17 protein-coding genes are annotated in these 13940 nt (G+C 37.5%); all 17 read left to right on the top strand.

The annotated features are described in order from the left end of the window. Nucleotides 1-30: 30 nt before the first annotated feature. The 17 genes from GH754_RS19910 (at nucleotide 31) to GH754_RS03415 (ending at nucleotide 13940) form a co-directional block, all read left to right on the top strand. Nucleotides 31-1260, top strand: a complete 1230-nt coding sequence (locus GH754_RS19910; protein WP_153727353.1) for a flagellar hook-length control protein FliK — start codon at nucleotides 31-33, stop codon at nucleotides 1258-1260. A gap of 13 nt (nucleotides 1261-1273) precedes the next feature. Beyond that, nucleotides 1274-1720 carry a flagellar hook assembly protein FlgD gene (gene flgD / locus GH754_RS03490; RefSeq protein ID WP_153727352.1) on the top strand — a complete coding sequence of 149 codons (447 nt, stop codon included), beginning with the start codon at nucleotides 1274-1276 and terminating at the stop codon, nucleotides 1718-1720. A 15-nt stretch (nucleotides 1721-1735) separates the two neighbouring features. Next, nucleotides 1736-2116 carry a TIGR02530 family flagellar biosynthesis protein gene (locus tag GH754_RS03485; protein ID WP_153727351.1) on the top strand — a complete coding sequence of 127 codons (381 nt, stop codon included), beginning with the start codon at nucleotides 1736-1738 and terminating at the stop codon, nucleotides 2114-2116. An 88-nt stretch (nucleotides 2117-2204) separates the two neighbouring features. Further along, on the top strand, nucleotides 2205-3086 hold the full coding sequence (gene flgG, locus GH754_RS03480; protein ID WP_153727350.1) for a flagellar basal body rod protein FlgG: 882 nt from the start codon (nucleotides 2205-2207) through the stop codon (nucleotides 3084-3086). Between the two features lie 47 nt (nucleotides 3087-3133). After that, nucleotides 3134-3352 carry a flagellar FlbD family protein gene (locus GH754_RS03475; RefSeq protein ID WP_153727349.1) on the top strand — a complete coding sequence of 73 codons (219 nt, stop codon included), beginning with the start codon at nucleotides 3134-3136 and terminating at the stop codon, nucleotides 3350-3352. After that, nucleotides 3345-3764: a flagellar basal body-associated protein FliL gene (fliL, locus tag GH754_RS03470; RefSeq protein WP_153727348.1), complete on the top strand. Its 420-nt coding sequence runs from the start codon at nucleotides 3345-3347 to the stop codon at nucleotides 3762-3764. The genes GH754_RS03475 and fliL overlap by 8 nt, the downstream gene beginning before the upstream one ends. A gap of 45 nt (nucleotides 3765-3809) precedes the next feature. Continuing rightward, entirely contained in the window at nucleotides 3810-4805 is a 996-nt protein-coding gene (gene fliM, locus GH754_RS03465; protein WP_153727347.1) for a flagellar motor switch protein FliM, read from the top strand. A gap of 10 nt (nucleotides 4806-4815) precedes the next feature. Then, entirely contained in the window at nucleotides 4816-5991 is a 1176-nt protein-coding gene (gene fliY / locus GH754_RS03460; protein WP_153727699.1) for a flagellar motor switch phosphatase FliY, read from the top strand. 16 nt (nucleotides 5992-6007) lie between these two features. Continuing rightward, nucleotides 6008-6373, top strand: coding sequence for a response regulator (locus GH754_RS03455; protein ID WP_153727346.1), 366 nt, complete (start codon nucleotides 6008-6010; stop codon nucleotides 6371-6373). 37 nt (nucleotides 6374-6410) lie between these two features. Continuing rightward, a complete protein-coding gene (locus GH754_RS03450; protein WP_194841271.1) occupies nucleotides 6411-7076 on the top strand; it encodes a flagellar biosynthetic protein FliO in 666 nt (221 codons plus the stop codon). Next, a complete protein-coding gene (gene fliP, locus GH754_RS03445) occupies nucleotides 7069-7734 on the top strand; it encodes a flagellar type III secretion system pore protein FliP (RefSeq protein ID WP_153727344.1) in 666 nt (221 codons plus the stop codon). The genes GH754_RS03450 and fliP overlap by 8 nt, the downstream gene beginning before the upstream one ends. A 26-nt stretch (nucleotides 7735-7760) precedes the next feature. Further along, nucleotides 7761-8030, top strand: a complete 270-nt coding sequence (gene fliQ, locus GH754_RS03440; RefSeq protein ID WP_153727343.1) for a flagellar biosynthesis protein FliQ — start codon at nucleotides 7761-7763, stop codon at nucleotides 8028-8030. A 1-nt stretch (nucleotide 8031) separates the two neighbouring features. After that, entirely contained in the window at nucleotides 8032-8811 is a 780-nt protein-coding gene (fliR, locus tag GH754_RS03435; RefSeq protein WP_153727342.1) for a flagellar biosynthetic protein FliR, read from the top strand. 1 nt (nucleotide 8812) lies between these two features. Next, a complete protein-coding gene (gene flhB / locus GH754_RS03430) occupies nucleotides 8813-9898 on the top strand; it encodes a flagellar biosynthesis protein FlhB (protein WP_153727341.1) in 1086 nt (361 codons plus the stop codon). Between the two features lie 12 nt (nucleotides 9899-9910). Then, a complete protein-coding gene (gene flhA, locus GH754_RS03425; RefSeq protein WP_153727340.1) occupies nucleotides 9911-11941 on the top strand; it encodes a flagellar biosynthesis protein FlhA in 2031 nt (676 codons plus the stop codon). Then, nucleotides 11942-13075 carry a flagellar biosynthesis protein FlhF gene (gene flhF, locus GH754_RS03420; RefSeq protein ID WP_153727339.1) on the top strand — a complete coding sequence of 378 codons (1134 nt, stop codon included), beginning with the start codon at nucleotides 11942-11944 and terminating at the stop codon, nucleotides 13073-13075. Continuing rightward, nucleotides 13068-13940 carry a MinD/ParA family protein gene (locus GH754_RS03415; RefSeq protein WP_153727338.1) on the top strand — a complete coding sequence of 291 codons (873 nt, stop codon included), beginning with the start codon at nucleotides 13068-13070 and terminating at the stop codon, nucleotides 13938-13940. The genes flhF and GH754_RS03415 overlap by 8 nt, the downstream gene beginning before the upstream one ends.

Raw genomic sequence — 13940 nt, 5'->3', positions numbered from 1 at the left:
GGTTAAAATCCTTGAAAGGGGGTGAGAAAAGTGGAAGTCGGACTTTTTCAATTTAATGCTATAGGTCAAAGTATGAAACTGGGAGAAGGGCTGCCTAGCACAAAGAAAACAGATATAGAGCAGGCGTTTTCTACTCTATTAGCTACGATTCAAGGGGGAGCAATGCCGCAAGTGAATCCAGACTTATCAGCACAAGAGGAACAAGCTCCTATTCAAAAAATGTTTGAACAACTTGAACAACTTTTAGCTGATGAGGATTTGAATCAAGCACAAGTTCAGGAGTTAACTGCTTTACTTTCCCAAATTACAGCGTATTTTAAAACACCTGATAATGGCGGATTGGGATTGCAGGTGATGCAGAGTAATGGAGACAAAATAAGTCTACAAAGCAATCAAAACCTGGAACTGTCAAGCTTACTGAACATGGCCAAAACTCTTTTACAATCCTATGAAGCTATGACAAAAGGAAGTAATCAACAGGCAGGAAGAGAGTTTCAGGCTGCATTGACCAAGATTACACATTTGCTGTCTAAATCTGAACAACATCCTTCTGCAGCAAAATTAGTTAATACAGATTCTCTAGATGTAAAATCGTCAACGAATACAAGGGCATTTGTACAGCAAATTCTCCAATCAAGTCAGGGGAATTCGAGAAACGTTTCAAGTCATGTACTTCGATCAGTCATGCAACAAGGAACAGTCTCCCAGGAGGAAAAGGTAGATTCGTTGTCCTTAAAGGCAACAAACACATTAACTGTAGATTCCATGCCTATGTCCAAGACAGAACAATATACACTCTATTTACAACGAAGTCATGGGCAGCAATCAAAGGCATCAGAATCTAACTTACTTGAGGAAATGCAAAAAGTGATTAAATCAAGTCGTTTTATTCAAAATGGAGGATCGACACAGCTAACAATTAAACTCAAACCTGCACATTTAGGTGACATGATGTTAAGCTTCACCCAAATAAATGGGGAGACAGCTGTTAAAATCACAGTCACGTCTCAAGTAGCAAAGGAAATGGTAGAAAGTAATTTAACACAGTTACGCCATATGTTTTCCCCACAACAAGTAGTCGTGGAGAAACAGGCAGAACCTATCATTCAACAGCAGTCATCTTCCTTTTTAGCTAACCAACACCAGGAAGAACAAGAGAAACAAGGCTATCAGGAGAAACAACAAAAGCAGTCAGAGCAGGATGATTATGAAGACGTAGAATTAGAGAAAAGCTTTGAGGATTATTTAATGGAAATTTAGGTAGGTGATAAGGATGACCAAGATTGATCCATCATTATTTTTAGCAAATCAAACAACAGAGAAAACGAGTAATAATCAGCTAGGTAAAGATGATTTTCTGAAAATCTTGATGACACAACTACAAAATCAAGACCCATCAAACCCGATGGAAGATAAAGAATTCATATCTCAAATGGCTAATTTTTCATCCTTAGAGCAATTAATGGCTATTTCAAAGTCGATGAATGGTTTAGTACAATCCCAATCTATGAATTCTGTCATAGAGTACAGTCATTTAATAGACAGGCAAGTAGAGTTTAACGTGTATAACGAGGATGGATCAGTAGAAAAGACTGGAAACGGGATAGTTGAAGGCGTGTCGATGGGGGAAAGTGGCATTGAGCTCGTATTACAAAATGGGGAGAAAGTATCTGTACATTCGATAACGGAAATTAAAAATGCAAGTGAAGTAGTGGAATAGAAGGAAGGGGAAGTCATGGATCACCGGATTCAACAGCTTCAAAATCATCCATTGCATCAACATAGGTCTAAACAGAATCAGCTACCAAAGTCAAATCAACAAACATCCTTTCAGTCTTACCTAAAAGAAGCAACCCATAACTTTAAGGTAAGTAAGCATGCTGAAAAGAGGTTAGCTGAACGAAATATAAACATAAGTGATACGCAGTGGTCAAAGATTCAACATCAAATGGAGAGCGCGAAGTCAAAAGGTGTTACCGATTCTTTAGTGATTCTAAATGACGCTGCTTTGGTTGTCAGTACCAAAAATAATACCGTCATAACAGCAATGGATCGAACAGAAGCTACAGACCATGTGTTTACGAATATTAACGGAACGATTTTATTAAATGAATAATTTATAGGCTGGACCGTATGGAGGCCAAATGCTGTGGACCGAATGAAACAGCATAATAAAAATATTAGACAGGGAAGGAAGATGTAAGATGCTTCGATCAATGTATGCAGGTATTTCAGGTATGAAGGCTTTTCAAACAAAATTAGATGTAGTGGGGAATAACATCGCAAATGTGAATACGTTTGGATTTAAAAAAGGACGTGTGACTTTTCAAGACTTAATGAGTCAGACCATTCAGGGTGCTCAGGCTCCTCAGGTGGATGCTGGTGGCAACCCAGTAATTGGTGGTAAAAATCCGATGCAGGTTGGACTTGGAGTGAATAGTGCTAGTATTGATACGATTCATACTGGGGGAAATACACAAACAACAAACAGAACATTGGATTTCGCTCTTGAAGGTGATGGAATGTTTGTTTTAGCTAAAAATAATACAGCTGATTCCACAATCAACGTACAAGATGATGACCTTAACTTTACGAGAGCTGGTAATTTCTATCTAGATTCAGAAGGTCATATTGTGAATGCCAATGGTTATTATTTGGTCGGAATTCCAGAGGGAGGAACTGGTAATGGTCTTCTACAAATCCCTGAAGATGCCCAAAGTTTCAGTATCGCATCTGATGGCTCAGTAAACTACGTTGATGCTGGAGGAAACCCACAGGTTGCGGGCCAAATCCAGATTGCCAAGTTTTCAAATCCAGAAGGCCTACAAAAAGCAGGTTCTAATTTATACAAATTAACGGATAATGCTGGTGCTTATGATACTAATAATGATGGTGTAATGGAGCTATTATCACCTGGAGACGCTGGCTCTGCCACTATCCGTGCCGGTGCACTTGAAATGTCAAATGTTGATTTAAGTGAAGAGTTTACCGAAATGATTACAGCTCAAAGAGGATTCCAGGCGAACACTCGTATCATTACAACTTCTGATGAAATTCTACAAGAGCTTGTTAATCTAAAACGATAATGAGGAGGAGGGAGGCAGATGATCTCATCAGCCTCCCATAAGTTCTTATGATTCAAGTTACGAGATTAAACGGAGAAAAATTTACGATAAATGCCGTATATATCGAAAAGGTACAATCCTTGCCTGATACAACGGTAACCTTAACCTCGGGTAAAAAGTTCTTTGTCCAGGAAGATCAAGAAGAGATTATTCGAAAAGCAACCTCTTTTTATCAGAAGGTTGGGTTAACACGAGTTCAAAGCACTGTGGGGGAATCTTATGAATAAAAAAGTAATTAAGGTGATGGTTACGCTTTTAGTGATTATTACCATAGTAGGTGTTGGTGCAATTGCCGTAATTATGAACAACCAAGAAAAGACTCATGCAGACGGGGAAAGAAGCATTGATGATATGCTAGAGGATTCGTTTGAAACAGAAGAAATTACTACGGACTTAAAAGACGGAAATTTTATTCGAATCAAATTTAGAATTGTGGCAGATGAAAAGGAAACAGTTGAACATTTGCAAAAAGATTTTAGATTAAAAAATATAATCATTAAACAATTGTCTCAAAAAGCGGAAAAGGATTTTCGTGAGGGATTAACAGAATTAGAAGACCACGTAAAGAAAGAAATTAATAAGCTTTTAGAGACAGGGTCAGTCACAGATGTATATACAACAGAAAAAATCCTTCAATAATGAACGTAAACAAGAGCAGCAATACCCATGTAGGGGGTGAGATTATTGGCCGAAGAAATATTATCACAAAATGAAATTGACGCCCTTCTTTCCGCATTATCATCTGGAGAGATGAATGCGACAGAATTGGCAAAAGAAGAACCAGAAAAGAAAGTTAAGGTATATGATTTCAAACGCGCCCTTCGTTTTTCAAAGGATCAAATACGGGGACTTTCAAGGATTCATGAAAATTATGCAAGGTTATTAACAACGTATTTTTCTACCCACTTACGAACACATACTAGTGTTTCAGTCGCTTCGGTTGACCAGATTCCGTATGAAGAATTTATTCGGTCAATTCCTAGGAGGACGATGCTAAATATATTTTCTGTCGATCCCCTAGAAGGTCGATTGTTAATGGAAGTGAACCCAAATATTGCTTATGCGATATTAGACCGTGTTTTAGGGGGAAAGGGTACAAGCTTTAACAAGGTAGAAAACCTAACGGAAATTGAAACGACATTGATGACGAATATTTTTGAAAAAACCATTGGTAGTTTACGAGAAGCATGGAGCTCAATCGTGGATATGGAACCAATACTAGAAGACTTTGAAATCAACCCACAGTTTCTTCAACTGGTGTCACCTAATGAAACTGTAGTAGTGATTTCCTTGAATACAACAATTGGTGAATCAAGCGGCATGATTAATATCTGTATTCCGCACATTGTGCTTGAGCCGATCATATCTAAATTATCTGTTCATTACTGGATGCAAAATCAATCGGTCCAAGTAAAACCAGAAGACTCCAAACGAATTTCAAGTCATTTGAAAAAAGCTGAAATTGATGTCAAAACAATTTTAGGTGAGTCTGAAATTACTGTAGATGAACTTTTACATCTTAGAAAAAATGATGTCATACAGCTTAATCAAAATATAGAGGACCCATTAACTGTTTTTGTTCACAATGAACCTAAATTTTATGGACAACCAGGCAAAAAGAAAAATAAAATGGCTGTGCAAATTTTAAGCCATATTCACAGGGGGGACGAAAGTGAGTAATCGGGACGAAATGTTATCACAGGAAGAGATCGACGCGTTATTAAATGGAGAACATGAAAAAACTATAAATGAGAGCCCCTTACCAGATCAGCCGTTAATTAATCAATATTTAACAGCCATAGAGCAGGACGCATTAGGTGAGGTTGGAAATATTTCTTTTGGTAGTTCAGCTACAACACTGTCAACTCTCTTAAATCAGAAGGTAGAAATCACCACTCCTACGGTTTCAGTGGTGAAGGATGAAAACTTAGATTCTGAGTTTCCAAATCCGCATGTAGCTATACGAGTAAACTATACAGAAGGGTTTACAGGGGTAAATCTATTTGTGATAAAAGTATCTGATGCTGCCATTATCGCTGATTTGATGTTAGGTGGGGATGGCAAATCACCTGAGGAAGAGTTAAATGATATTCACTTAAGTGCGGTCCAAGAAGCGATGAATCAAATGATGGGTACTGCTGCCACAAGCATGTCCAGTATATTTGATAAACGAGTAGATATTAGCCCGCCATCCATTAATATGCTTGATATGAACGAGGGGCAGGGTACCGAATATATCCCAAATGAAGAGCATTTCATTAAGGTATCATTCCGTTTACTAGTAGGAGAGTTAATTGATTCAAATATTATGCAGTTACTGCCAGTTGACTTTGCCAAACAGTTTGTTGAGGAGTTACTCAATGGGAATTCGAGTTCAGATCAGGTTAGTCCGGAAACAAATCAGTCTACTCCAGTTCCTGAACCAACTCAAACAATCGAAAGAAACATCGAGACAGAACCATCTATGAATCAACTAAACGAAATGATGAACGAAAATCCCTACTACAATAATTATATTGGTGGTCACACCCAACAAGCTCCAGCAAGAGATGTTCAATCAGCAGCATTTTCTGAGTTTGATCAACAATCCTTAGAGCCTAGAGAGCAGCAAAATTTAGACATGCTTATGGATATACCATTAAAAGTGTCTGTGGAGCTTGGTCGAACAAAGAAAACGATAAAAGAAATATTAGAAATGGGATCAGGTTCCATAGTTGAATTAGATAAATTAGCAGGGGAGCCTGTGGATATACAGGTGAACAATAAACTGATTGCCAAGGGTGAGGTTGTTGTTATTGATGAAAACTTTGGCGTTCGGGTTACCGATATTTTAAGTCAATCAGAACGTATTCAAAAACTAAGATAATTTAGGGGGAATTAACATGTCATCAAAAGTATTAATAGTAGATGATGCAGCGTTCATGAGAATGATGATAAAGGATATTTTAGAAAAGAATGATTTTGAGGTTGTGGGAGAAGCTCAGGATGGAAACGAAGCAGTTGAAAAATATAAAGAGCTACAACCAGATCTAGTAACATTGGATATTACAATGCCTGAAAAGGATGGTATAAGCGCCTTAAAGGAAATTAAGCAAATCGATTCCAATGCAAATGTAATTATGTGCTCAGCAATGGGCCAACAAGCCATGGTTATTGATGCCATCCAGGCAGGTGCAAAGGATTTTATTGTAAAACCATTTCAAGCGGATCGTGTTATCGAAGCCATTAACAAAACACTAAATTCATAATCGAGCCAAGAATATGCTAATAGAGCAGGGGTCCTATATGAAAAAACATGTATTTATGATTCTAATTATATTGTTTTGTTTTCTTCCTTTTGGAAAGGTAGAGGCAAATATGAATCTTAATGACTATTTGGAACAAAACAATTCAAATGAGCAAAAGGAAGAAAAAAAGGAAGAAAAAAAAACATCACCTACATCTGAGCAGGAAGCTGAGAATAATTGGGAAAGTGAAGATCAATCTTTACTTTTAGATATTATAAAGATGGTCTTTATGTTAGCCATTGTTTTAGCTCTCATCTATTTCTTATTAAAGTTTCTACAAAAGCGCAATAAGATGTTTCAACAGACCCGTTCCTTAGAAAATATAGGTGGGATTTCCTTAGGCTCTAATAAGTCTGTTCAATTGCTAAGGATTGGAAAACGGGTTTTTGTTGTCGGTGTAGGAGAGGATATATCCTTATTAACTGAAATTGATGATGAAGATACATTAAATGAAGTGATTAAGACTGACAACGATACAGCCCAAACTAACCATCCTTTGCAAGCCATTATGAAACAAGTAGACAACCTGAAAGAGCGTAAAGGGGAAGGAAAGCAAAAGCAATCCTTTAAACAGTTGTTTTCTGAAGAATTGAAGACATTAAAACGCGAACGAAAAGAACTGGTAGATAGAACGCGAGATAGAAAAGAGGATCAACATGAATGAGTTCGTAGAGTTTTTTAACAATTCAGATCCTGCCAATGTGTCAACATCTATTAAATTATTACTTTTATTAACGGTTTTAGCACTGGCACCAAGTATCTTGATTTTGATGACAAGCTTTGCACGAATCGTGATTGTGCTTTCCTTTGTTAGGACATCTCTAGCGACCCAACAAATGCCTCCAAATCAAATACTGATTGGACTGGCGTTGTTTTTAACCTTTTTCATTATGGCTCCAACCATGCAGGAAGTGAATCAAGAGGCATTACAGCCGTTATTTAATGAGGAGATTACCTTAGATGAAGCTTATGACAAAGCAAGCATGCCCTTGAAAGAGTTTATGGCTGAACATACACGGCAAAAGGATATTGCTTTATTTATAAATTATACGGAAATGGAACCACCTGAGACACTCGAAGATATTCCGTTAACTACTTTAGTTCCTGCGTTTGCGATTAGCGAATTAAAAACAGCATTTCAAATGGGCTTTATGATCTTTGTCCCGTTTTTAGTTATTGATATGGCAGTAGCCAGTATTCTCATGTCAATGGGAATGATGATGCTACCTCCAGTTATGATTTCATTACCGTTTAAAATATTGTTATTTGTTTTAGTTGATGGTTGGTATTTAATCACCCATTCCTTATTGCAAAGTTTCTAGTCTGCCTTAGAAGGGAGTAAGACAAATTGAATAGTGAATTTGTCATTTCATTAGCAGAACGAGCTGTTTACACCATTCTAATCGTAACGGGTCCACTCTTAATATTAGCCTTGGTAGTAGGGTTAGTTGTTAGTATTTTTCAGGCAACCACTCAAATTCAAGAACAAACCCTCGCCTTTATACCAAAAATTGTTGCGGTTTTTGTAGGGCTTGTCTTTTTTGGACCATGGATGCTTGTTCAAATTGTAGAATTTACGTCAAATATCTTTAATAACCTACACCATGTGATTAGTTAAAATGATAGATGTATATGAATTATCAAGACTACCAGGTTTTTTACTCATTTTTGCTAGAGTGATTGGATTTTTTGTTACGATGCCGTTATTTTCATACCGTAACATTCCTATGACACATAAAATAGGCTTCGCCTTGTTTTTGTCCTGGATTATGTTTTATACGATAGATATACCAATCCTGCCGTTTGATAGCCATTATATTATTTTATTATTAAAGGAACTTATGGTTGGTATTTTAGTCGGGTTTATTGCATTCTTAATCTTAGGAGCTGTACAAATAGCAGGCGGATTCATTGACTTCCAAATGGGGTTTGCCATTGCTAATGTCATGGACCCACAGACCGGTGTGCAAAGTCCATTAATCGGACAATTTCTATATACCATTACATTATTATTTCTTATAACGGTTGATGCGCATCACTTACTATTAGATGGTATATTTTATAGCTATGAATATATTCAAATCGACAAATTCATACCTATTCAGGATGGTTCAATTCCGAGGTTTGTAATGGAGACCTTTGGACAAATGTTTTTAATTGCATTTCAGATGGCTATTCCTATTGTAGGATGTTTGTTTTTAGTAGATGTGGCATTAGGGATTGTTGCTAGGACTGTTCCACAATTAAATGTATTTGTAGTGGGACTTCCTTTGAAGATATTAGTTAGTTTTATTGTCATTTTCGTTTCATTCGGGGTATATGTAACGTTAATCGAGAATTTATTTGAAACGATGTTGCATTCAATGCGAGGTATTATGACATTATTTGGAGGCGCTTAGGATGAAACAACTGTCTTTAGACTTACAGTTTTTCTCTCAGGAAAAGACAGAAAAAGCAACCCCGAAAAAGCGCCAGGATACGCGGAAAAAGGGGCAGGTTGCTAAGAGTCAGGATGTTAATACAGCAATTTTGCTCTTTGGGATGTTTATGTTATTCCTTTTTCTTGGGGGATTCTTAAAAGATCGATTTACCGCTTTATACACGACTAGTTTTAAAGAATATATTCATTGGGAAGTTACCGAAGAGAACGTAGCATCCGTGTTGTTTCAGTCTACGCTTGATGGAGCCATTATTCTTTTACCGGTTATGGTCGTAGCGATAATCGCTGGGTTGGCCTCTAACTTTTTACAAATTGGTTTTTTATTTTCTACGGAACCACTACAGTTTAAGCTAAGTAAAATTGATCCTATTCAAGGGGCAAAGAAGATCTTTTCCGTTAGGGCCATTGTTGAACTTTTAAAATCATTATTAAAGATTAGTTTTATCGGTACTGTAACGTTCGTTATTATCTGGTTGAACAAAGACGACATGATGATTATGTCGCTTAAGGGAATTGACCAAGCTATTTCCTTTTTCGGACAAATGACCGTCATTATGGGAATTACTGCTTCGCTTGTGCTGTTATTTTTGTCCGTTTTAGATTTTCTTTACCAACGACATGATCATGAAAAAAATATCAAAATGTCGAAACAAGATTTGAAGGATGAGCATAAAAACACGGAAGGTGACCCACTTATTAAGTCGAAATTTAAAGAGCGTCAAAGGCAAATGGCAATGAGTCGGATGATGAGTGATGTCCCAGATGCTGATGTGATTATCACCAACCCAACACATTATTCGATAGCCATCAAATATGATGAGAAGAAATTTGATGCTCCATATGTTGTGGCAAAGGGCGTGGATTTTATCGCTTTTCGAATTAGGGAAGTGGCCAAGCATCATGATGTTGCCATCGTTGAAAATCGGCCACTAGCACGATCGTTATATGATAAGGTGGATATTGGGGAAGCCATTAATGAAGATTTTTACCAAGCTGTAGCAGAGGTTTTAGCTTATGTTTACAGGATACAAAGTGGAAAGCAATAAGGAGAGAGCATCATGAAGTTAAAGGATTTATCTGTATTATCTGCTGTAATTTTAATTATCGTAATGCTTGTCGTCCCACTTCCGGGATGGCTTTTAAGTGTGTTCATATTATTAAATATATCCTTAGCGTTAATTGTCATCCTTGTTGCAATGAATACAACAGAAGCATTGGAATTTTCCATATTCCCTTCTCTATTATTGCTTTTGACTTTGTTTCGTTTAGGCCTAAACGTTTCAACAACAAGGTCCATTTTGTCTGAAGGTAATGCGGGAGTTGTTATTGAAACATTTGGAACCTTTGTTATTGGGGACAACCCATTAGTTGGTTTCGTCATCTTTCTTATCTTAGTTATTATTCAGTTTGTAGTAATCACCAAGGGTTCTGAACGTGTATCCGAAGTTGCTGCCCGTTTTACACTTGATGCGATGCCAGGTAAACAAATGAGTATTGATGCTGACCTTAATGCAGGCTTGATTTCCGAGCATCAGGCAAAGGACCGACGTGAAAAAATTGAAAAGGAAGCCGACTTTTACGGTGCTATGGATGGTGGAAGTAAGTTCGTAAAAGGGGATGCCATTGCCGGAATTGTAATTGTCTTAATCAATATCATTTTTGGTTTAATTATAGGTGTTGCTCAGATGGGCTTATCATTTGGGGAGGCGACCGACCAGTTCTTACGTCTCACTGTTGGGGACGGACTCGTTTCTCAAATTCCCGCCCTTTTAATTTCGACTGCTACTGGAATTGTCGTTACTCGAGTAGCCTCTGAAGGGAACCTGGGTACTGATATTACTACACAGCTGTTCCGTTATCCTAAATTACTCTATATTGCAGCCTTTACCATATTTATGCTAGGGCTCACGCCAATCAATATGGGGTTGACGACTATGATTGCGGGGGTTTTAGCGTTCGGAGGCTATCGTCTAGGTCAAACTCAAGCTAAAACGGAAGAGGTTGAGTTTCAGGAGGAGGAAGAAACAGAATCAAGGGATATGTCCTCACCTGAAAGTATTGTCCAAATGCTAAGTCATGACCCCATTGAGTTTGAGTTTGGCTATGCGTTAATCCCACTTGCAGATACTAGCCAGGGCGGTGATTTATTAGATCGAATTGTTATGATTAGGCGACAGCTTGCTCTAGAACTTGGGATGATTATTCCAGTTGTACGAATACGGGATAACATTCAATTGAATCCTAATGAGTATAGCCTCAAAGTGAAAGGCAATGAAGTAGCCAGAGGCGAGGTTTATATTGACCACTATTTAGCCATGATGCCTGGAATTGATGAGGAAGACATAGAGGGAATTGATACCATTGAACCAGCATTTGGTTTGCCGGCCAAATGGATTTCTGAGGACTTAAAGGACGAGGCTGAAATGATGGGATCTACGGTTGTTGATCCTCCATCTGTCGTGTCTACGCATATTACAGAAGTAATTAAGCAACACGCTCACGAATTACTCGGCAGACAGGAAACGAAGCAGCTCATTGATCATCTAAAGGAAAGCAATCCTTTATTAGTGGAAGAAGTTACCCCTGAGCCTCTTTCCATTGGGGATGTTCAGAAAGTATTAGCCAAGCTATTAAGGGAACAAGTTTCAATTCGGAATTTACCTATTATCTTTGAGACGTTAGCTGACTTTGGCAAAATGACAAATGACACAGACTTACTGGCGGAATATGTGAGACAATCCTTATACAGTCAAATTTCTAAGCAGTATGTCAATGAAGAACAAATGATGAAGGTCATTACAGTATCAGGGACTGTTGAGAAGTTACTTGCTGATCATATCCAACAAACAGAGCATGGCAGCTATCTATCCTTAGATCCTGAATCACAACAAAAAATCATTCAGTCAGTACATCAGCAAGTGGAAAAGGTTTCAGTACAAGAGGTTACGCCGATTGTGCTTTGCTCGCCAGCTATTCGAATGTATTTGAAGCAATTAGTTGAGCGTTATCTACCACAGGTAGTGATTCTATCATACAATGAACTTGAGCCGAGCATTGAGGTCCAAAGTGTAGGGGTGGTGAATGTTTAAATGAAGGTGAAAAAATACAAGGCAGAGACCATGCCAGAAGCCATGAAACAAATACGAAAAGAGCTAGGCGCAGACGCTGTTATTTTAAACTCCAAAGTAGTGAAAACAAAGGGGTTTCTGGGTCTGTTTAAAAAAGACAATATCGAGGTCATTGCAGCATCAGATCCACACCTACCTAAGAGCTCCAAAGCACCAAAACACAAATTAAGAGAACCAAAAACTGACCAAATAACAAGGACTGTTCAAAAAGAACCAGATGAAAAAATCATTAAGGAAATCAAAGAATTAAAGCAGTCATTCATGAATCAGCAAGCGAATGGTGATGGAGCGAATGTATATCCAGCTCCCATCAACAAGGCTTATCAATATTTACTTAACCAAGAGGTTCAACCTAATATCGTGAATTCTATTGCGGAAAGGTTACTTGAAAAATACTACCTTCATCATAAACAGGTAAATGATAAACAGCTGTTAAGTTGGTTAAGAGAAGAGCTGAAGAATCTAATGACTGATTTATCATTTGGTCATAATGCCTTTAAAGCTAGAACAATTTACTTTGTTGGTCCAACTGGAGTAGGCAAAACAACGACAATTGCTAAAATCGCAGCAAAAGCGGTTGTAGAAGAGAATAAAAAGGTAGCCTTAATCACAACCGATACGTACCGAATTGGAGCTATTGATCAATTAAAAACATATGGCAAAATCTTAAATGTACCAATTGAAGTCGCTTATAACCAAAAGGATTTCATAAATGCAAAAGAAAAATTTGCAAATTTCGACTTAATTTTAGTCGATACGGCAGGACGAAATTATAAACAAGTCGAATTTATAAACCAATTAAAGGAAACGATTTCCTTTCAAAATAAAGATGAAATGTACCTTGTTTTGTCCATTACGACTAAATATAAAGAGTTAAATCAAGTTTTTGAGCAATTTTCTAATTTTCCAATTGAAAGACTCATTTTTACTAAAATCGATGAGACATCAGAATATGGAGCCCTGTTCAATATGATGACTTCCCATAAGGTGGGTATTGCTTATTTATCCAATGGTCAGGATGTACCCAATGATTTAATTGAAGGGACCAAGGAACAGGCCATATCTCTCATACTTGGTGGTTGGACAAATGAATGATCAAGCACAAAAACTAAGAGAAATTTTTGCTAAAAAAAGGGATATAAAAGAAGCGAAAACGATAGCCGTGTTAAGCGGAAAAGGTGGAGTTGGGAAGTCCAACTTTGCATTGAATTTTTCAATTGGATTGAGTGAAAAGGGAAAAAGGGTCTTGCTGTTTGACCTTGATTTTGGAATGGGGAATATTGATGTTCTGATGGGCCTGACTCCGAAGAAAACCATTGTTCAGATGTTTAAAGAGTCCTTACGCCTTGATGAAATCATTGAAAAAGGGCATGGGTCCCTTTCCTATGTAGCAGCCGGGTCAGGATTATCAGAGCTATTTCAGTTAGATAATGAGAGCTTTGAATATTTTGTTCATCAGCTAAGATCAGTTTCCATGAGCTATGATTATATTATTTTTGATATGGGTGCCGGAATGAATGAGCACCATCTCCATTTTGCATTAGCTGCCCATGAATGCTTTGTGATTACGACCACTGAACCAACATCGATTACAGATGCTTATGCGGTAATGAAGCATATTTACGCAGAACAGAAAAACCTGCCTATATCTGTATTAGTCAACCGGGCTAACCATCAAAAGGATGGGGAAGAGACATTAGAAAGATTACAAATTGCGGTGGAAAGATTTTTGAATCAACGCTTTCAAACATTAGGAATTTTACCGGATGATCGAACCGTCGTCCAAGCAGTTAAAGAACAGACACCCTTTATGTTAAAGAGTAAGCATACTCAAATTAGTCAATCACTCTTGCAAATAATAGATTTATATTTAAAACAAAAGCCTTATGAACAGAGTGTCTTACCACGTCATTCATTTGTAACTAGATTAAAAATGATATTTACGAGAAAGGTAGATTAG

Origin of the sequence: Salinibacillus xinjiangensis, assembly GCF_009649735.1 — a bacterium.
Classification (GTDB): domain Bacteria; phylum Bacillota; class Bacilli; order Bacillales; family Alkalibacillaceae; genus Salinibacillus; species Salinibacillus xinjiangensis.
This window is presented reverse-complemented; position numbering and strand designations above follow the sequence as displayed.

Bases quoted from the DNA above. Each gene is read 5' to 3' on its own strand.
- fliP (WP_153727344.1), top strand. From the start codon at position 7,069: ATGAATGAGTTCGTAGAGTTTTTTAACAATTCAGATCCTGCCAATGTG.
- GH754_RS03485 (WP_153727351.1), top strand. From the start codon at position 1,736: ATGGATCACCGGATTCAACAGCTTCAAAATCATCCATTGCATCAACAT.
- flhF (WP_153727339.1), top strand. From the start codon at position 11,942: ATGAAGGTGAAAAAATACAAGGCAGAGACCATGCCAGAAGCCATGAAA.
- flhA (WP_153727340.1), top strand. From the start codon at position 9,911: ATGAAGTTAAAGGATTTATCTGTATTATCTGCTGTAATTTTAATTATC.
- flgD (WP_153727352.1), top strand. From the start codon at position 1,274: ATGACCAAGATTGATCCATCATTATTTTTAGCAAATCAAACAACAGAG.
- GH754_RS03455 (WP_153727346.1), top strand. From the start codon at position 6,008: ATGTCATCAAAAGTATTAATAGTAGATGATGCAGCGTTCATGAGAATG.
- fliY (WP_153727699.1), top strand. From the start codon at position 4,816: ATGTTATCACAGGAAGAGATCGACGCGTTATTAAATGGAGAACATGAA.
- fliL (WP_153727348.1), top strand. From the start codon at position 3,345: ATGAATAAAAAAGTAATTAAGGTGATGGTTACGCTTTTAGTGATTATT.
- GH754_RS03450 (WP_194841271.1), top strand. From the start codon at position 6,411: ATGAAAAAACATGTATTTATGATTCTAATTATATTGTTTTGTTTTCTT.
- fliR (WP_153727342.1), top strand. From the start codon at position 8,032: ATGATAGATGTATATGAATTATCAAGACTACCAGGTTTTTTACTCATT.
- GH754_RS03415 (WP_153727338.1), top strand. From the start codon at position 13,068: ATGAATGATCAAGCACAAAAACTAAGAGAAATTTTTGCTAAAAAAAGG.
- flhB (WP_153727341.1), top strand. From the start codon at position 8,813: ATGAAACAACTGTCTTTAGACTTACAGTTTTTCTCTCAGGAAAAGACA.
- flgG (WP_153727350.1), top strand. From the start codon at position 2,205: ATGCTTCGATCAATGTATGCAGGTATTTCAGGTATGAAGGCTTTTCAA.
- GH754_RS03475 (WP_153727349.1), top strand. From the start codon at position 3,134: ATGATTCAAGTTACGAGATTAAACGGAGAAAAATTTACGATAAATGCC.